The sequence below is a fragment of the Botrimarina hoheduenensis genome, assembly GCF_007859815.1.
Taxonomy (GTDB): Bacteria; Planctomycetota; Planctomycetia; order Pirellulales; family Lacipirellulaceae; genus Botrimarina; species Botrimarina hoheduenensis.
Genome location: NZ_SJPH01000004.1, coordinates 15,316 through 33,545 on the forward strand (window position 1 = coordinate 15,316; position 18,230 = coordinate 33,545).

General features: G+C 62.9%; 11 protein-coding genes. 7 read left to right on the forward strand and 4 right to left on the reverse strand.

Features of this window, described 5'->3' with window-relative positions; genetic code table 11:
• Window positions 1-71: 71 nt before the first annotated feature.
• The 3 genes from Pla111_RS10105 to Pla111_RS10115 form a co-directional block, all read right to left on the reverse strand.
• Window positions 72-1,991, reverse strand: coding sequence for a sulfatase-like hydrolase/transferase (locus Pla111_RS10105; RefSeq protein ID WP_146573966.1), 1,920 nt, complete (start codon window positions 1,989-1,991; stop codon window positions 72-74).
• Window positions 1,992-2,596: 605 nt separating this feature from the next.
• A complete protein-coding gene (locus Pla111_RS17615) occupies window positions 2,597-5,977 on the reverse strand; it encodes an alpha-L-fucosidase (protein WP_146573968.1) in 3,381 nt (1,126 codons plus the stop codon).
• A 22-nt stretch (window positions 5,978-5,999) separates the two neighbouring features.
• Window positions 6,000-7,019 carry a family 16 glycosylhydrolase gene (locus Pla111_RS10115; protein WP_197524933.1) on the reverse strand — a complete coding sequence of 340 codons (1,020 nt, stop codon included), beginning with the start codon at window positions 7,017-7,019 and terminating at the stop codon, window positions 6,000-6,002.
• 229 nt (window positions 7,020-7,248) lie between these two features.
• On the opposite strand from Pla111_RS10115, the gene Pla111_RS10120 reads away from it, so the two are divergent.
• From Pla111_RS10120 to Pla111_RS10150, 7 genes are all read left to right on the forward strand, one after another.
• Entirely contained in the window at window positions 7,249-10,842 is a 3,594-nt protein-coding gene (locus tag Pla111_RS10120) for a G8 domain-containing protein (protein ID WP_146573973.1), read from the forward strand.
• A gap of 26 nt (window positions 10,843-10,868) precedes the next feature.
• Window positions 10,869-12,467: a sulfatase-like hydrolase/transferase gene (locus Pla111_RS10125; RefSeq protein ID WP_146573975.1), complete on the forward strand. Its 1,599-nt coding sequence runs from the start codon at window positions 10,869-10,871 to the stop codon at window positions 12,465-12,467.
• Between the two features lie 60 nt (window positions 12,468-12,527).
• Window positions 12,528-12,779 carry a hypothetical protein gene (locus Pla111_RS10130; protein ID WP_146573977.1) on the forward strand — a complete coding sequence of 84 codons (252 nt, stop codon included), beginning with the start codon at window positions 12,528-12,530 and terminating at the stop codon, window positions 12,777-12,779.
• A gap of 207 nt (window positions 12,780-12,986) precedes the next feature.
• A complete protein-coding gene (locus Pla111_RS10135; protein WP_146573979.1) occupies window positions 12,987-14,801 on the forward strand; it encodes a DUF5060 domain-containing protein in 1,815 nt (604 codons plus the stop codon).
• 86 nt (window positions 14,802-14,887) lie between these two features.
• Window positions 14,888-15,379 carry a DUF5060 domain-containing protein gene (locus Pla111_RS10140; RefSeq protein WP_197524934.1) on the forward strand — a complete coding sequence of 164 codons (492 nt, stop codon included), beginning with the start codon at window positions 14,888-14,890 and terminating at the stop codon, window positions 15,377-15,379.
• A gap of 537 nt (window positions 15,380-15,916) precedes the next feature.
• Window positions 15,917-16,411, forward strand: coding sequence for a DDE-type integrase/transposase/recombinase (locus Pla111_RS10145; RefSeq protein ID WP_197524935.1), 495 nt, complete (start codon window positions 15,917-15,919; stop codon window positions 16,409-16,411).
• Window positions 16,412-17,149: 738 nt separating this feature from the next.
• Window positions 17,150-17,722 (forward strand): site-specific integrase, encoded by a 573-nt coding sequence (locus Pla111_RS10150; RefSeq protein ID WP_146573985.1) that lies wholly within the window; start codon window positions 17,150-17,152, stop codon window positions 17,720-17,722.
• 148 nt (window positions 17,723-17,870) lie between these two features.
• Here the strand turns inward: Pla111_RS10150 and Pla111_RS17575 are convergent, their stop codons facing one another.
• Window positions 17,871-18,095: a transposase gene (locus tag Pla111_RS17575; protein WP_146573987.1), complete on the reverse strand. Its 225-nt coding sequence runs from the start codon at window positions 18,093-18,095 to the stop codon at window positions 17,871-17,873.
• Between the last annotated feature and the right edge of the window lie 135 nt (window positions 18,096-18,230).

Consider the following 18,230-nt stretch of genomic DNA (forward strand, 5'->3'; position numbering starts at 1 on the left):
TCGATGCCCCCGAGCTGTCAAGCGATCCGCGAGCACACCGATCGAAGTCTCTTGTGTAATGCCCAAACCGGCTACTTTGCCCCGATGCCGGGAGGCGCGGAAAGCTGGCCGTACGCGCTCGCAGGAGGAATCATGCCGTCGGGGATCGAGATCCGTTTGTCGTCGGCTCCGCCGGCGAAGTTGCTCAGGCTGTAGCTGTTCGGCAGCGACCAATCGCACTCAATCCGTCCATCCCCCAGAACGATGTTCCCGAGCTTCTCGCGGAACCAGAGGGCGAGGTCGTGGTACTCCACCGTGTACGCGACGTTCCGTCGCTCGAGTGGGTCGGCGCGGAGGTCGTATAAGGCCAGATCGGCGTCGCGGGGTTTGCAAGTGAGCGCCCACCGAACGTCGTCGTTCAGCAACGGGGCTTGCCCTACCGTCCGCCGGTCGCGTGTCCGCATCGAGAAAGCAAAGTCATCCGTCCGCAGGTAGGCGCGGTGCCCGCAGACGAGGTTCATCTCGCCAAGAATGTACTCACGCTCCGGAACCTGTCCTTCGACGACCTGAGCCAGGTCGTCGCCGTCGAGGTAGTCGAAGTCCGGAAGGGAGACATCGACGCCCCCGGCGGCAGCCACGGTCGGGAAGAAGTCGACGTACTCGACCATGCCGTCATGGACGCTGCCCGGCGGGAACCGCTGCACATCCGACGACACGACGATCGCCGCCCCAGAGACCGACTGCCTCCAGGGACCGAACTTGGCCATGACGCCCTGCTCGCCGAGGTGCCAACCATGATCACCGATCGTTAGGACGATCAAGTAACCCCGGCCGGTCCGCTCGCTGTAACGCTTGAAAGCGTCGACCGCCTGACCGATGAGCGAGTCTCCGTACGCCGCGAAAGCGTAGTAGTCCCGGATCGCTTGGAGCTTCTCCGCGGGCCGCATGCGATCGGTCTTCGACTCCAGGTAGGCCTCAACGAGTTGGCTTGGCAACGCCGCCAACTCGTCAGCATCGAACTCCGGCAAGCGATAACTCCGCTCTCGGAATCGCTCTCGGAAGCTCTGCGGCGGAAGGACTGGGGTGTGCGGCAAGTGGAAACCCAGATTGACGAAGAGCGGTTTGTCGGTGTCCGCGCCTTCGACCTCTTTGCTCCACAGCGTTTTGTAGCGTTCGCCCGCGTGCTGGAGGTGATTCTGGAACTCCTTCACGATGTAGGCGTCAACCGTCTCGCCCGCGGGCTTCGGATTAACGCCGCCGAGGATCAAACCGGTGTTCACCATGGTGTACGCGCGAAGGATGTCGAACTCTTCCTCGACGGCGCGCTTGGCGTTGTGCTCTTTCGCATTCAGCAAACGGTCCGCTCTACTCAGGGTGTACCGCTTCACGCGTCCGTCCGGGTAATGGACCGTCTCGGTGGCGTCTTTCCGCAAGAGGATCGCGTCAACCAGCCCGTACGCTCCCGTAGAGACGAGGTCGCCGATCCCGTTTCTCTCCAGATCGCTCTCGTAGTCGATCTCGAAGTCGAAGAGCGTTGGCGTGCCGCGCCGGCTTGAGCCCCGCGGCGTAACGCCGAGGTGACGCTTGCCAATAATCGCTGTGTGGTATCCAGCGTCCCGCATCACTTGCGGCACCGTGGGCCGGGCGAAGTCAGCCTCTTGATGCGTCTGCTCCCAACCGTACTTGCCGTTTCGGAAGGGATACCGGCCGGTGATCATCGATGCCCGCGATGGGCCGCAGGCCGGGGAGTTGCAGAACGCCCGCGTGAAGAGGACGCCTTCGCTCGCGAGCGCGTCGATGTTCGGTGAGGACACGTAGCCGAGCGGGCTCTCGCTCTTTCCGGTCGTCGCCCGGTTATACGCCTCAACCGAGTCCGCCCGATGGTCATCCGTGACAATCCACAGGATGTTCGGCTGCGAGGCCTGCGTCGAGCCGATCGACAGAAGGGCGACCAATGCCACGATGCAAGCTGTCGGGTTACACGCCAGCACGTAGACCATCAGGTGTCTCATCGGTCATAAGATGAAAAGTGCAACGCGAATCGGGCGCGCCGAGCCAACTCGAGCAAGGTAACGGTTCCGCAGCCCGGCGATCGGAGACGGCGGGTCTGCTGTCAAGTCAGTGAGCGAATCGCACGTCGCAAGCATTGCGTCGGACAGGGTGCGACGCCCCCCACCGGCAGAATCGAGGCAGCAGCGGTATCGGGTGTGCGTTGCTGATTGTGTGCAGCACATTCGCTCCGCACAACTAACTCCCAAGATCGAGCACCTCATGAACCCAACCTTTTGCTGCTGAGACACTCGCAAGCCGCCCTGATCGGCTTCCCGAAAATCACCGATTTGTCGTCGATCTCCGCCGCCCACCGGGCCGAACGCGATACGGTGCGCAGCGTTCTTGACGCCGTGCCGTTCGGCGCCGGACGCTCCCGGATCGTCGCCTAGCGTTCAAGGATCAGGGTACGGTCCGGCCAATCGGACAATGGGTCGCGCAGAAGCGAGGAAAGGCGTCTTGAAACGCTGTAGGATCGCCTATTCAAACGTCACGGTCATTGGGCCGCACCTCGTGTGTCGCTAGCCGTATGCTCGGCTTTGCGTTCGCACGCGGGTGCGGCTCCGGGTTACTTCTCTGTCGGCGCCCCTTTGGTCGTCATTCGGAAAGCGAGAGCCGTCTGGTTCGAAGGCGCTTGCGGGCCAACGATCACCACGCCAGCATCCGTTCGCCGCCAGGCGATTTTCTCATCGGACCCAACCAACGCGATGTCAACGACCTCGATTGCGGATGCGGGGCCACTCTTGCCGAACGGCTCGAGTAGGGTTTCCGAGCCGGACGTTGGCACCCCGAGTTGGATGGCGTAGATGACATCGCCTCGGCTGGTGTAGCGGATATCGGCCGCGGTGTAGCGCTGGTCGGTTCGGATCCCTCCGAAGCGGTTCGCACCGGCGGTGGTTGGACCGTGACCGTGGGTCACGAAAGGACGGGTCTCGTAGATCGCCTCGCCGTTCTGGTCAAGCCAAGCGCCTAGCTCGATAAGCACCTTGCGCTGGTCTTCGGGGATGGAGCCATCCGCCTTTGGTGAGACGTTCAACAGCAGTTGGCCGTTCTTACTGACGATGTCGACGAGGTTGTGCACGACCATGGCGGATTCTTTGATCCGCAGGTTCCGGGTGTAGCACCAACTGCCGAGGCTGATGGTGTCGTCCGACAGCCAAGGGCTGTCGGCGATCTCCGCCATGCCGCCTTTCTCGATGTCGAACACGCCGATCCCTTTCGGCAGGTCCTCCTGCTTGAACGTGACGGCTACGTCACGCCCCCATTTGTCGGCGGAATTGTAATAGTAATCCACGAAGCGTCGGCGCAAGTCGTCCGGGATCGTGTCAAGCCAACTGTCGAACCAGATGAGGTCGGGCTCGTACCGATCGATGACCTCGCGCAGCTTGCCGTACCACATCTCGAGGAACTCGTCTCTTGGCATGTCGCCGTAGAGCAGGGCCCGCTCCGGATCGTCGAAGGCGCCAGGGTAGTTTGTCATGGCGAAGCTGTAGTGCCCCACCCATTGGCCGTTTTCCTCGCGGAGATGGTTCCGAGCGTGGTGGAACGTGGCGACGACCTTCATGCCGCGTTCACGGGCCGCTTCGGTGATCTCTCCGAGGAGGTCACGCCGCGGCCCCCGGTCAACCGAGTTCCAGGGCGTCAAGTTGCTGTCCCACAAGGCGAATCCGTCGTGGTGCTCGGCGACCGGACCGACGAACCGCGCCCCCGAGCGGGCGAAAAGATCGATCCATTCTGTCGCGTCGAAGTGCTCTGCAGTGAACTCGTCGACGAAGTCGTCGTACCCGTGCTCGGACGGGTCACCGTAGGTCGCGAGGTGATGCTTGTGGACGTAGCCCTCGGGGTTGTGCATATCGCGAGGGTACCATTCGTTGCCGAACGCCGGCACCGAGTAGACGCCCCAGTGGAAGTAGATCCCGTACTTTGCGTCGCGGAACCATTCGGGGGCCTGTTCGCGTTCGCGTAGTTCGTCCCACGACGCGACGTCCACTTCTGGCTCTGTCGACGTCACGCAAGGGAGGCCGCCGAGCATCAGCGCCCGGAGTTCCGGCAGGTAGCGTTGGTAGACTTCACGCGGGGTGCAGCCTTTGTCTTTGCAGATCGACGACGCCATGCCGACGATCTCGCCCATCATACCGCAGGTCCGCATCACGCGGACTGCGCCGAGGCCGTCCTGGGTAACGCTAATGTCGCGTCCCGCCATGAAGAGGTTGTCGATGTTGCGGCTGTAGAGGCAGCGGTAAGGCGCCCAGTACGGCTGTTTGTACTGGTACTTATCGCCACGAGTGAACGTCGAGAAGAAGGCGTCCGTGTCGTTCTCCTCGAAGTAGTCCGGGTGGGGAGAGTGGACATCGATGTGCCAGGTGCAGGGGAAGGCCGCATCCGCGAACTCGGTGGCGTTGCGGAAGTCCTCGGCGGTGAGGACGACATCGCCGATCAGCCGGCGCGACTCACGCTTGCCGGAGACGTACGCCGCCCACTTCAAGCGGTGATTCGAGTAGCGACCGTCGACATTCTTCAAGACGTCCCAAGCACCGTACATAGCGCGGAAGTTGAGGTCGCGAATCCACTCCCCGTCGGCGATCGGGTTTTTGTTGAATCCCGACTCCCAGAACCAAGTGCCGAGCTGGTTGTCGCCTTTCAGGTCGAACGTCTTATTGCGATTCCGGCCCGGGAAATCAACGTCAATGAGGTCGGCCGCCCATGGGCAACGCGGGAACGGTTGGGCCGACTCGGCCGGCGTGAAGCTTAAGGAGATGCGTTCGTTGAAGTCCTCGCAGAGGCACTTCAACGCGTGCTCGTTCTCCTCGGTCTCGCCAAAGCTCCACAGATTCGTCTGGCCCATTCGGCCCTCAGCGGCGAGTTCGAAGTCGGCGGCGACCAAGGCGCCGAGGACGCCGTCGCCGGTTGAGTCGAGGAACCTCTTGCCGCGGACCAGGGTGCGGCGTCCGCTGCGGGTGTGTTGTGCGATCACCGAGTGGATCGAGCCGCCTTCCGCCCGCGCGGCGTTGACACGCTGCTCCATCATTAGCGTGAGGTTGGGCTCGGCTTGGGCGAGCTCCAGCTTGTGCCGGTCATTGAAGTGCCTGTGGTCCTTCACGTCGGGCACCCCTTGGGAAGGCTGGTGCGGACCGAGGAGTTCAATGACAACGTCGCCGACATGCGGGAAGGGTTCGTAGTTGCTAAAGCCGTGCGGCCAGACGCGGACCTCGCTGCTGCCGTTGCCGCCGAGGGCCGGACGGTCTTGGATCAGCGCTACCGACTGGCCGAGCCGTGCGGCTGTGATCGCCGCACAGGTTCCGGCGATGCCGCCGCCGACCACGACCAGGTCGTACTCGCCGCCGTCGGCCGGACCGCGGTCCCACCCGAGCAATCCGCTGCGTAACGACGCGAGTTTGTCGCCTCCGTCAGGCGGGATGAAGTTGGTATCGCGGGCTAGCAGGATGGCGTCGCAGCGGCCTTCGAAACCGGTCAGGTCGTGGAGGGCGAACTCCACCCGATCGCCGAGTCTCACTGTGCCCCCGTCGTGCCATTGCCACTTGGCGCCCTCGGTTCCAAAGGTCTTGGGCAGCGGCGACCCGTCGACAACGATCCGGAACCGGCCCGGCGCCCCCGGCACGTTCCAAGGCGCCACCCAATCGCGGGTCCGAACCCAGACCCGGTACTCGCCAGGGCTTGGGAGAGACACCGTGGTCGTTGCGTCGTTGACCGGGACGCCGAGCCCGTGGGCGAGCACGAACGGCGACCCCATCTGGTCCATGAACTGCTGATCCACAACCCAACCGCCCGGGCTGTCGAACGCCTCCGCCTCGATGAGCACGAGGTCTTTGCCTTGGGCAGCGGGGCAGGTTGCGACGAGCGCCGCCAGCAGCGTCGCGATCGCCCCCGTCAGGGTCGGTCGAGGAACGTACACGCGGGCGTAAGGGCCCGAGTTCGAAGAGAAGGACATGGAGATGAGTGTGTTGGGGGGGCTACTGCTTCGTATCGCTCTCTTCAATTGGCTTGTAGGCCCGCACCCAATCGACAAGGTACGTATGATCGCGCTTACTGCGGATCTCGGCGTCGGTCGGGTGACGTCCGGCGACGGCGTTCCACGTTTGAGCCTCCATGTTGATGATCACGTGCAACGGTTTGTTGAGTCCCGTGCGGACTCCTTCCTCGTTGCGCGTGAAGCCAGGCGGGTCGATGCCGCCGATGCCGTCGGCGTCGTCGAGCCCTGAGGTGACCTTCACCAACTCGCCGTCGAGGTAGTACTCCAGGTGGGTGGGGTCTCGCCAGTAAACGCCGAACCGATGAAATTGCTTGGTCCAGTAGCCACCGCCGGGCCCGGCTTTCAGACCCGGGCGGGTGTACCAGGTGCTAGCGTCGTGAGGCTGGTAGTCCTGAAAGGGCGCCCTTATGAACGTGTGGTGACTGAAGTGGATGCGCTGAGCGAACCAGTCGTTCCGACCGTCGTCGCCGGCGCCGCCGTAGCTCTCGAGGACGTCGATCTCCTGGGTACTGTCCCCGCTCAACATCCAAACGTTCGCGGCGAGCACAGCGTTTGGGATTTTGACCCGAGCCTCGAGGTAGACCGGGGCTTCGATTGTCTCGAGAGAAGAGATGCAACCCAGGCGGGTCGCCGGGAGAGTGTACTCCTTGGGGGGCCCTCCGGTGCTGTCCGCGTTCTTGAATGACTGGGTCTCGCCAGGCACACGCGTCGCGATGATCTTCAGCTTGCTCTGGTCGATGGACACATTCTCGTGACGCCAGACGGTCGTCCCCGGTCCGTCCCATCGCCCAATGTAGTGGTTCTTCCACTTCCCACCGATCTCCGTCAAGCGGTTGGTCGGGCCAAATTCCGTCCGGAATTCATCCGAGACCCTTTCCTCTAGTCGCCAAACTCGGGTCGGTCCAGGGTCGGCGGGCACGGCGTAGCGATCCCACTCCGCGGCGGTCACCGGGGTTGGTAGCACCGCGGCAGCGGTCAGCAGAAGAAGAGGGCGATGCACGGGGGTCCTTGAAATCTGGGGGGCGTAAGCGATGCAGCCAATCGTAGTCTGACGGCGCATTATTGTCGACAATCGGCAACAGCTGTGGTAAGCTGAAAACGATCACAGTGGCCGTTGCAGCATCAGCTCGCCTGATGTCCGCGGGCCGACGTGTCGCAAGGAAGCGCTGGCGGGTCGAACGCCGCGGGTCACTCTTCTCTATCTCTTTCACCGAAAAGTCGGGTTTGCAATGCGAAACGGACAACGCATTCGGCTCAGCCTTGAGCGGCTTGAGGATCGCACCCTTCTGACAACGACCACGGCGATTCAGAGCGGCGCGTGGGACGATCCTGCGACGTGGACCGCCGGTGCCCCAACTGACGCGGTAAGGGCGATCGTGCCCTCGGGGCTGACGGTTTCGCTGACCGGCGACGACCATGTTGCGCGCGAAATCGTCATCCAAGGCGTCCTCGACGTCGAGGAGTCGCCGGGGATCATCAAGACACTCACAACCGACTGGATTCACGTCAACAGCGGCGGCGTGTTCCAGATCGGAACTGAGGCTGACCGCTACGACGCCAACGATTTCATTATCACGCTGACCGGCGACGACCCGACGGCCGTCTTCACGATAGAGGGAGCGGGAACGCTCACAAACAACAACGGGTTCCTGATGGTCGCTAGCGGTGGCCGTTTGCAGTTCTTCGGCGATGAGAAGCTCAGCTACACCCGCCTGGCGGAGACCGTTAGCGCCGGGGCGTCTCAGATCCGCGTCGAGTCGGCTATTGAACGCAATTTTGACGAACAGATCAACGAAGCCGATGGTTCGGTCGACTGGGAGGTGGGTGACCAGGTCGTCGTCGCCAGCTCGACCGAAGACTACCGCGACGAGGAGGTGCGCGTGATCACTGCGGTCGTCCCGCAGGGCGATGGCACGGTGCTGCTGAGTCTCAACACGCCGCTTCAGAAACGGCACTACGGTGAGATCGAGACTTACAGCCGTGGCGCCGCGAAGGGCGACTTCAACAACGACGGCGTGGTCGATGCGGCCGACTACACCGTTTGGCGTGACAACCTCGGCGCTTCGAACGAGAACGCGATCGCCGGCAACGGGGATGGCGGCGGGATTACCGACGCCGATCGTCTGCTCTGGGCCGCGAACTTCGGCGCGACGGCGGACGCCGACTTCCGCACCTGGGATATCGATATGCGAGCGGAGGTAGCGCTGCTCAGTCGGAACGTCCGTATTCAGGGTCAAGCTTCGCAAGATACGGACAACGCTTTCGGCGACCGAGCTCGATTCAACGCCGATCTGTCGGAGGGTTTTGGCGCCCATACGATGATCATGGGCTCGGCCGGCCAAATCACGATCGACAGCGTGCAGTTCGATCGAATGGGGCAAACGGCGCGTGCTGGCCGATACCCGATCCACTGGCACATCGCGGGCGACCGCACGGGAGATATCCTCCGGGGCGCAAGCATCACCAACTCGAACAACCGAGGCGTCACCGTTCACGGGACGCACAATCTGTTGATCGAGAACAACGTGCTGCACGACATCCACGGCCACGGCTTCTTCGTCGAGGACGCGGTTGAGACCGGCAATCTCTTCCGGGCGAACATCGCTCTGGGCATCCATGCCGTGGGCCGCAGCGAGGCGGTCGGCGACAACGCCCCGGACTTGAACGACCCATTCATCGTCGACACGCACGACCACGTCGGCCAGAACCCGACCCGCTTCTTGAGTTCCGCCGCTTTCTGGGTCACGAACCCGGACAACGACTTTGTCGGCAACATCGCGGCCGGCTCGGAGGGGACCGGTTTCTGGTTCTTGTTCCCTGACTCACCGATCGGCGCCGCAGCTAGCGACCCGCAATACGCGGGCGTCCGGCCCGACCGGGTCAATCTCGGCGTCTTCGATCATAACAGCTCGCACTCAGCGCCGATCGGCCTGAACTTCGACCGCGGTAGTGACATCGAGGGACCGGTTGGTGCCACGCTCAAGCCAAACTTTGACGGTGACGCGCACATCCCTTCCGCGGAGCCTCAGATCACCAATTACACCGCGTACAAGCACACGACCGGGATCTATCACCGCGGACGGATCGGTCACTTTGAAGGGAGTCGATTCGCCGACAATTTCACTAGCACGTTCATCACATTTACCCAACGACTAACCGACACGCTCTACGTCGGTCACAGCCGCGGCAATAGCGACACGAGCGGGCCGGTGACCGGGCACACCTTCTACGATGGCGCAAACACGCACGATGGAACGCACTTCGCTGGCTTCTCCGCCGCGAATGCAAGTATGTTTCGAACGCAGAACGTCGCCATCCGTCACACCCACTTCGTGATGCGGGACTCGTCGTACCAGGACGACGGATCGGCCGACAACCTCCAGTACTCGAACCAGACGGGCGGCTTTTCCTCGTTCGAACTGGTTGGCTCGAACATGCCGTCGGTCATTTACGACGAGGACGGCACACTCACGGGCCACGTCGGCGGCGGGCCGGGCTCGACGGTCGTCCCTGATCATCCGTTCTTCTACGACGCGGGCGACTTCAGACCATCCGGATGGAACGCGCGGGTTTCCAACGACCTGTACGCTGTTTTCCGCATGCGCTCCCCGTCAGGGCAAAACCCGACTTTCCGTGTCACAACGCCGGACGGCGAACAGGGGCAAGACAGCCCGGGTAACGGCCAGTTCGCGGGGACCAACACCCTGATGAAGATGGACGCTGGCGACTACGTTGTCGACTTCCCGGCCGGCACGGCAAGCGCTTCGAACGGGTTCGACATCCTCTACTTCGCGGTCAATGGCCCGCGCACCGGTTCGACCGTTGTGCGTTTCGCCGGTATGGGCAACGTCTTCTCGGTCGATAACCGGACGTTCGTCAGCAATCTGGCGACGCTTCGCGACTCGTCGCAGACCGTTTGGACTCGGTCGGGCAGCGACCTCTACGTCAACTTCTTTAGCGTCACGAGCGAGTCCAACCGAGTCAACTTCGTGCCTGGAGTCATTGGACTCCCGACCGTGCTCTGGGAAGACACATCGCCACCCGACAGTTCTACTGGCTCTGCCGTTACCAAGATCACTGATCCATTCGGCACCGGCAGAGGCGATATCGGTCGGTGGGTGACGAACGGGCAACCCCAGTTCCACAACATCAATCCGGCCGGCCCCGCTCTGAATGTCAGTAGTTTCAACGGATGGGACTACACGTTCTCATTCGAATACTACGTCAGCTCGAACCAGCCACTTACTGATGACACATTCTACACGAATGTCTACGGGCCTACGAACTTTATTACCATCGGTAGCAACGCCGTATTGAACTCCTGGACGACGGTTACCGCGACGGGAACCATCAACACCTCTAGCGGAACGACGGTTGAACCGTTGATCATCGTCAACCGCAAGAGCACTACCGAAACGACTCCGTCTCTCTACATCGACAATATCCATTTCTCAGTCATAGCGCCCGCGGCTGCGTCTGCAGCTGCTGCGACGGCATTTTACACTGACGATTTCAGTTCAACCTTGGACCCGACGGCTTCTAGCGCCGCGACGGTGACGCCCGAGACGTCATTGGCGGCGGCCGCGGCGAGCGCAGTTGCGCCGTCGCTCGCCGTTGTGGAAGAGACAGACGGCGGAGCGGTCGCGGTCGGTTGGTCGAACCAACGGCGTAGCGCCTTGGCGCTGTTAGCGGTCGACCTAGCGCTCGCGGACTGGAAGGACGAGGATCCGCACTTGGACGGGCCGGGGTTCAACGGATCCGATAGCGCGGAGCAGGACGAATCCCCGGGCGTCCTCTTCGACGAACTGCTGTTCCCGTTATAAGCCGCCCTGCACGCACAATAGCTGTCATGTTCAACGAGGGAGATAGCTCCGCGTGGCGCGCTGCGAGGCGTCGAGGCGCGTCGCGGCTCTTGACCGCGATCGCGACGCTTCTGGCGTTTTTCGGGTCGGGGCCCGCAGCGGCGTCGCGCCCGAACATCTTATGGATTGTGACCGACGACCAGCGAAGCGATTCGCTGGCCTGCTACAACCGCGGGACGACCGGTCGGTCGCGCAGCCGGCTCGGCTACGTCGAGTCCCCGAACGTCGATCGGCTGGCGTCGCAGGGGGTGCTCTTCACCAACGCCTACGCCAACTCGATGGCGTGCGCACCGTCGCGGGCTTCGATGATCACGGGCAAATACCCCCACCGCTGCGGTATCTACGGGTTCGAGCAGACCCACCGCAGCGCCGGCTGCACTAGCCGCATGATCCCCGAAGTGCTCAAGGAACACGGCTACCAGCCGGCCGCTTTTGGCAAGAGTGGCGTCCGGATCTTCCCGCGGGAGTGGATGAACCAGTGGAAGTCCCCCGGGTTCTTCAACCCGTATGTCAGCAGCGAGGCGTTGGAGAAGTCGCCGCACAGCGACTTCTGGTTCAACCGGCCGTGGGGCCGGCACGACGGTAAAGGGATGGTCCTCGGCACGGAGGAGGTTTACCGATACGCGGACGGATCGACCAGGCGATTCTGGCGACGGCGCGTCGATCGCGAGATCACCCCGGAAGAGGCGGCCCATCGCCGAGAGGTCGAAGCAGAACTCGACATCCTCCGCACCTACACTCGCAGTAACCCGGATCTGATCATCGGTGGGCGCTCGCCGAACGTCGCTTCGGCGACGCTCGACGGATCGATCGCCCGCTCAGTTCAGCAGTACCTCAGCCACCCCGGCCGAGCTTACGACTCGCTGGTCGGCGAGCGACTCCAAGGCCCCGATCCGGCGAAGCCGATCTTCACCTACGTCGGGTTCTGCTTCCCCCACACGCCGGTCTTGCCGTCGGACGAGTTCCGCGAACGCTTTGCCGGCCAGGCCTACGACGCCCCTGCGTTCACCGACGAAGAGGCCGAGCTGCTACCGCCGTCGATGCGAAAACTGCGGGACGACATGGACTTCTCTCGAATGACCTACGACGAGAAGCAGCAAGCGATCCGCGATTACTACGCGTTCTGTGCAATGGGCGACTCTTTAATCGGCAAGACCGTCGACGCGTTTCGTGACTACTGCGAGCAGCGGGACCAAGAGTATCTGATCGTTTACGTCTGTGGCGACCATGGCTGGCACCTGGGCGAGCAAGGAATCGAAGCGAAATTCACGCCCTGGACGCAAACAGTGCGCTGCAGCTTCGTCGTCGTCTCTTCCGAGTCAGGCAACTACGCACCGGGGACGGTTTGCCACGACGCGGTCGAGTTTGTCGACATCGCCCCAACGTTCTACGAGGCGGCGGGCGTGCCACTCGACGCGCACCCCGGCCTCGACGGCGTCAGCCTGACGACCACGCTGCGTGAAGGGCCGCAACGCGACTACATCCTCGGCGAGATGAATCAGGTCCGAGGAGACTGGGCGTATCTGCGGAGTGAAGACTTCAACTTCGCGATGCGTGTCCGTCCGTTTTTCACGAAACCAGGCTGAGGCTACAAGCCGGGCGCGCGGATCCGCTGGGGGCTCGACGCCCCCGACGAGGCGGTCGAGATGATCCTCCACGACCTCCGTGTGGACCCCGACGAACGTGTCAATGTCGCTTACTACGAGCCTTATCGAGAATTGGCGGGTCTGCTTCGGGGCAAGCTCGCGAGCATCGTGTTGGGCGACGGACGCATCGAGTGCGATTGGCAGCAGGAGGACGATTGGATCGTCAGCGACTTCGCGTCGGGCGCTCACGATCGTCGGCTCGTCCTGCCCACCGGGGCCGCGCCTCGCCCGAGCCTGCCGATCGATCCGTAGCGAGAACCTCTCGCGATCGAATGAAAGTGCGACGCTACATTCACGGTCGATTCGGGCGGGAATCGGTCTTGAGCGACATAAGCTTGAAGACGCCAGCCGGAATTGGCCCTTGCTTCATCGGCTCGTCCCCAGCCCGCCCGCCTCGCCTTGCGGCAGGCATTCAAGCGCCTCGTAACACCGACCGCAGCCCGCAACTCAGGAATCCATGTGAATCGCCGTAGCCCACTCTATCTGGTCTTATTCTGCCTCTTCGTCTTTGGATCGCTGCGCTCGGCATCCTCGGCGGAGACGGTTTCGGGCGAGCTCCGTCGCTGGCACAAGGTGACCATCTCGCTGGACGGCCCGGAGTGCTCAGAGGGCGGCGTGCCAAATCCGTTCCTCGACTACCGGATGGACGTGACGTTCGCTCACGCCGATTCTGGATTGACGTATACGGTCCCCGGTTACTTCGCTGCGGACGGGGACGCCGCGAACACGTCGGCCGACTCCGGGACGAAGTGGCGTGCGCACCTTTCGCCGGACGAAGTCGGCGAGTGGACCTACACGGTCTCATTCCGTGCGGGCGACGGTGTCGCGATATCAGACGACCCAAATGATGGCGCAGCGGTTGCCGGAGTGGATGGCGTGTCCGGCTCGTTCGTCGTCGCCGAGACCAACAAGACGGGTCGCGACTTCCGAGCGACGGGGCGTCTCGGGTACGTCGGGAAGCACCACCTGCGGTTCAAGGGGAACGGCGAGTATTTCCTTAAGGCAGGGGCCGACGCGCCGGAGAACCTGCTGGCGTACCGCGACTTCGACGGCGATTTCGCGACCGACGGTCATCGTGACGGGCTCGTGAAGGATTGGGCTTCGCACGCCCGTGACTGGCGCCCCGGGGACCCCAGCTGGCGGGACGGCAAAGGAAAGGGTCTCGTCGGAGCGATCAACTACCTCGCAGATCAAGGTCTCAACGGCTTTTCGTTCATCACCCTGAATATCGACGGCGACGATCGCAACGTCTTCCCGTACACGAGCTATGCTGAGCGCGAGCGGTTCGACTGCTCGCGCCTCGACCAGTGGGAGATGCTGTTCGAGCACTCCGACCGTCTCGGCATGCACCTGCACTTCAAGACGCAGGAGGCCGAGAACGTCAATTTGCTCGACGGCGGCGAGCTGGGTCCGCGGCGGAAGCTGTACTACCGCGAGTTGATCGCGCGTTTCGCGCATCACCTCGCGCTGAACTGGAATCTCGGCGAGGAGGTGGGCCTAGGGCACAAAGTTGGCACCGCTAAGAAGCAAGCCTGGGCGAACTACTTCGCCGAGCACGATCCCTACCGCCACCATTTGGTGATCCACAATGGCGACAATCACTTCGACCTGCTCGGCGACGCTTCGCCCCTGACCGGATTCTCGCTGCAGACAAACCGCCCCGACTTCGGCAACGTCCACGGCGCCACGCTGCGGTACTTGCGCAAGTCGGCAGCGGCCGGTAAGCCGTGGGTCGTCGCCTGCGATGAACCGGGCGACGCGCAGCATGCATTGATCCCGGACGCAGAAGACCCAACGCACGACGACGCCCGCAAGAACGCCTTGTGGGGCAACCTGATGGCGGGCGGGGCGGGCGTGGAGTGGTACTTCGGCTACAAGCACGACCACAGCGATCTGACCTGCCAGAATTTCCGCGTGCGGGAAACGATGTGGCGACAGAGCCGCATCGCGCTGGAGTTCTTCCGGGCGAACCACATCCCGTTCTGGGAGATGGCGAGCGACGACGACCGCTTATCGGGCGCCGAGGGCTACGCCTTCACGAAGCCGGGCGAACTCTATCTCGTCTACCGCAAAGCAGGCGGGGAGCTTGTAGTCGACCTCGCCGATGCTCCCGCGGACTGCGAGGTCCGCTGGTTCGACCCGCGCGAAGGCGGCCAGTTGCTGGCGGGCTCGGTGAAGACTGTCGCGCCCGGGGCATCGGCATCGCTAGGTGATCCGCCCACAGATCCCGACCGGGATTGGCTGGCCGTCATCCGGATGGCGTCCCATGAGTGACAGAGCGCAAGCGTCCTCGTTGGCTGACGAGCAGCATGCCAACGACATCGCCAGATCCTGACTTCTTCTCTAGACTTGGTCGCGCAATGAAACGACGCTACACGCTTGTGACCCAGATTCGACTCGAGGCGGAGGTTCTCGAACTACGCGTGATGCTCGCCGGCGATGGCTTCAAGGATGAATCCGTCGCCGCGCCGTCATCGGTGCCCGCCGTGGCTTCCGCCGTGATCAACGACGAGGCTCGACCCTGGCACAAGCTAACCTTCGACTTCGAAGGCCCTGTCACGAGCGAGACCGCTACGGTAAATCCGTTCACCGACTGCCGGCTCGACGTGAGCTTTCGCCACAGCGCCTCGGGCGAGACGTTCGTCGTACCGGGATACTACGCGGCCGATGGCGACGTCGCGAGCACGAGTGCGACCAGCGGCTCAGTATGGCGAACCGACTGCGCGCCGAACGAGACCGGGGCGTGGACCTACACGGCTTCTTTCCGCACCGGTTCCATTGTGGCGGTGGCTGACACCCTGTTGGCGGGTGCAAGCGCCGGGTTCTTCGACGGGGAGACCGGGAACTTGTGATCGGCAGCCGGAAATTGCAGCGCCCGGCGTGTCCTTCGGGGCACCCGAGTTGTGGGGCGCGCTGCTGTGCCGAGTGAGCCATTGGTAGCCATTGGTAGGAAGCTGAGAGGCCGTGGGCGGGGGCGAAGCCCCCTCCCGAGGGTTGTCTCGATTTGCCTCGGCGAGCGAGGCGCGAAGGAGTGCTGACCAACATGGAGCTGTGGGCCGAGGTCCGGCGCCGCGTGCTGACGGGCGAGCTGAGCCGCCGCCAGGCGGCCAAGGAGTTCCACCTTAACTACCGGACGATCCATAAGATCGTCGGCAACGTCGAGCCGCCCGGCTACCGACGCGCCCAGCCGCGTAAGCGGCCCAAGATGGAGAAGTTCTTGCCGAAGATCGCCGAGATCCTCGATAGCGACAGAAACGTCCCCAAAGAAGCAACGTCACACGGCCCGGCGGGTCTACGACCGGCTGGTCGCCGAGCACGGCTTCGACGGGAGCTACTCGAGCGTCAAGGAAGCGGTCCGAGAGTGGCGTCAGGGTCGCCAAGGGGTCTTCTTGCCACTGTCGCACCCGCCGGGCGAGGCGCAGGTCGATTCCGGCTTCGCCGGCGTCGACCTGGCCGGTGAGCGGACCAAGGTCGCGTTCCTTGTCATGACGCTGCCGTACTCCGACGCGGTCTACGCGCAGGCGTTCCCCCGCGAGTGCACCGAGTCGTTCCAGGAAGGCCACAAGCGGGCCTTCGAGTTCTTCGGCGGCGTGCCCAAGCGGATCAGCTATGACAACAGTCGCGTGGCGATCGCGAAGATCACCAGCGCCCGCGATCGGCAGCTTACCCGCGAGTTCTTGCGTCTTCAGAGTCACTACCTGTTCGCGTTGCCCGAATTGCAGCCGGATATTGTCACGGGACAGCAGGTCGAGTGGCACGGGATCGGGTGCAGACTCGGCCAATTTCGGCTAAATTGGGCACTTCCAGGAGCCGCTGAGGGACTGCTTTTTCGCCTCGTAAACTCCTGTCAGCAAGCACTTAAGTCGCTCCCCGATGGGTGGTAAGCCGACAGTGACCTCCGCCTCCGAAGCCAAAGGTTGCAACACCACATCCCGACCACCGAGCGTACCCAGAATCTACCCGGGATTCGTTCGGGCACATGGAGATGTTGGACTTACGACGAATGCCCGAACTGCCTTGATCGACGCAAATGACTTGCTAGACTGCTTTGCGTCATTCACGCTGGTGCGTTGTAGTGAGTTCGGGACGCAGAGGTCGAAGGTTCGAATCCTTTCAGCCCGACTTTGTCTAAGTCTTGCCGAATCCTAGCTTTGTGGTACCCGTCGACGTTCGACGGAGCGGCGTTTTCCACCCGGGTTTTTGAGTACGTACTCAAAAACTCTGGGCAATCTGGAGAACCCTCGCTATGCCACGTCCCAAGAAGCTGATTCCCTCTTATCGCAAGCACCGCGCCAGCGGACAGGCCGTCGTCAACGTCAATGGCCGGACCGTCTATCTCGGCCCGCATGGCACACACGCCAGCCATCGCGAGTACGACCGCGTCATCGCCGAGTGGCTTGCACGCGGAAGAGCCCCTGAACCAACTGCCGACCGGCGGATCTCGGTCGTGGAGCTCTGTGCTCGTTATTTGACGTTCGCCAAGTCCTACTACCAAAAGAACGGCCGCTGCACCAAAGTCGTCCCCGGCGTGAAGTGCGTCATCCGGCTACTTACGCGAATGGTACGGCCGCGAAGCGGCAGCCGATTTCGGTCCCATCGCGCTCAAGGCGATCCGTCAACGGATGGTCGAAGATGGCCTGAGCCGACGCTACGTCAACGATCACGTCGATCGCGTGAAGCGAATGTTCAAGTGGGCCGCCAGCGAGCAGCTCGTGCCCCACGAGACGTACCACGCGCTCGCCCTAGTAGCGGGTCTGCGTCGTGGAAAAACGGCGGCGTGCGAAACGAAACCGATCCCCCCCGTGGACGACGCGACAGTCAACGCCACCCTCCCCTTCCTCTCGACGGTGGTTGGCGACATGGTGCGTCTGCAGCGCTTGACCGGCATGCGTCCGGCGGAGGTTTGCCAGCTGCGGCCGTGCGATCTGGATCGGACCGAGGAGGTGTGGGTCTTTACGCCCGCCTCCCACAAGACCGAGCACCATGGCCGTGAGCGAACCATCTTTATCGGCCCTCGTGGGCAAGCGCTGCTTGAGAAGTACCTGCACGGCGATCCGCAGCGTTGCTGCTTCCGGCCGTGCGACGCCGAAGCCGAGCGGCTGGCCAAGCGGTCTAAAAGCCGCAAGGTTCCTTTAGCGTACGGCAATCGCCCGGGCACCAATCGCAAGACGCAGCCCCAGCGATCGCCTGGGTAATGCTATGAAACGGACGCCTATCGCCGTGCGATTCATCGGGCTTGCGACCGGGCATTCCCCCACCCCACGCTTCGCGCAGCTTCCCAATGATCTATCCCGCCGTGTGCTTCTTACCTCGGGGCATCTCGCTCTCCCTTCAAGTGGCGTCCTATCGGCCTGATCTTCGATCAGAACATGGACTCGTTTGAAGGGGGCAGGCCAAGGGACCGAACTCTTCGGGCAGGTCGCGCCACGGGCAGCCCGTGCGCAGCACGTAGAGGATGCCATCGACCATGTCGCGGGGGTCCTTCCGCTTCCGCCCCACCGCCGCGGGCGGCGGGAACGCCTCGGCGATCTGCTCCCACGCGTCCTCGCTCAACCGATCTCTCACCATCGCCAAGCCCTCCGTGGTACAAACGAATCAAACGGGCTCAGCTTGCGACGAACATCGCTACGCGGCAAGATCAGTTCTCAGACAGTGCCTCGTAGCAATCTTCCTAAGCCACTACAGACGAGTAGGTTTAGGCGA

What these genes read in the sequence shown, in the direction of transcription:
- Pla111_RS10120 (WP_146573973.1), top strand. Translation starts at nt 7,249, where the DNA reads ATGCGAAACGGACAACGCATTCGGCTCAGCCTTGAGCGGCTTGAGGAT.
- Pla111_RS10150 (WP_146573985.1), top strand. Translation starts at nt 17,150, where the DNA reads ATGGTCGAAGATGGCCTGAGCCGACGCTACGTCAACGATCACGTCGAT.
- Pla111_RS10105 (WP_146573966.1), bottom strand. Translation starts at nt 1,991, where the DNA reads ATGAGACACCTGATGGTCTACGTGCTGGCGTGTAACCCGACAGCTTGC.
- Pla111_RS17615 (WP_146573968.1), bottom strand. Translation starts at nt 5,977, where the DNA reads ATGTCCTTCTCTTCGAACTCGGGCCCTTACGCCCGCGTGTACGTTCCT.
- Pla111_RS10130 (WP_146573977.1), top strand. Translation starts at nt 12,528, where the DNA reads ATGATCCTCCACGACCTCCGTGTGGACCCCGACGAACGTGTCAATGTC.
- Pla111_RS17575 (WP_146573987.1), bottom strand. Translation starts at nt 18,095, where the DNA reads ATGGTGAGAGATCGGTTGAGCGAGGACGCGTGGGAGCAGATCGCCGAG.
- Pla111_RS10140 (WP_197524934.1), top strand. Translation starts at nt 14,888, where the DNA reads ATGAAACGACGCTACACGCTTGTGACCCAGATTCGACTCGAGGCGGAG.
- Pla111_RS10125 (WP_146573975.1), top strand. Translation starts at nt 10,869, where the DNA reads ATGTTCAACGAGGGAGATAGCTCCGCGTGGCGCGCTGCGAGGCGTCGA.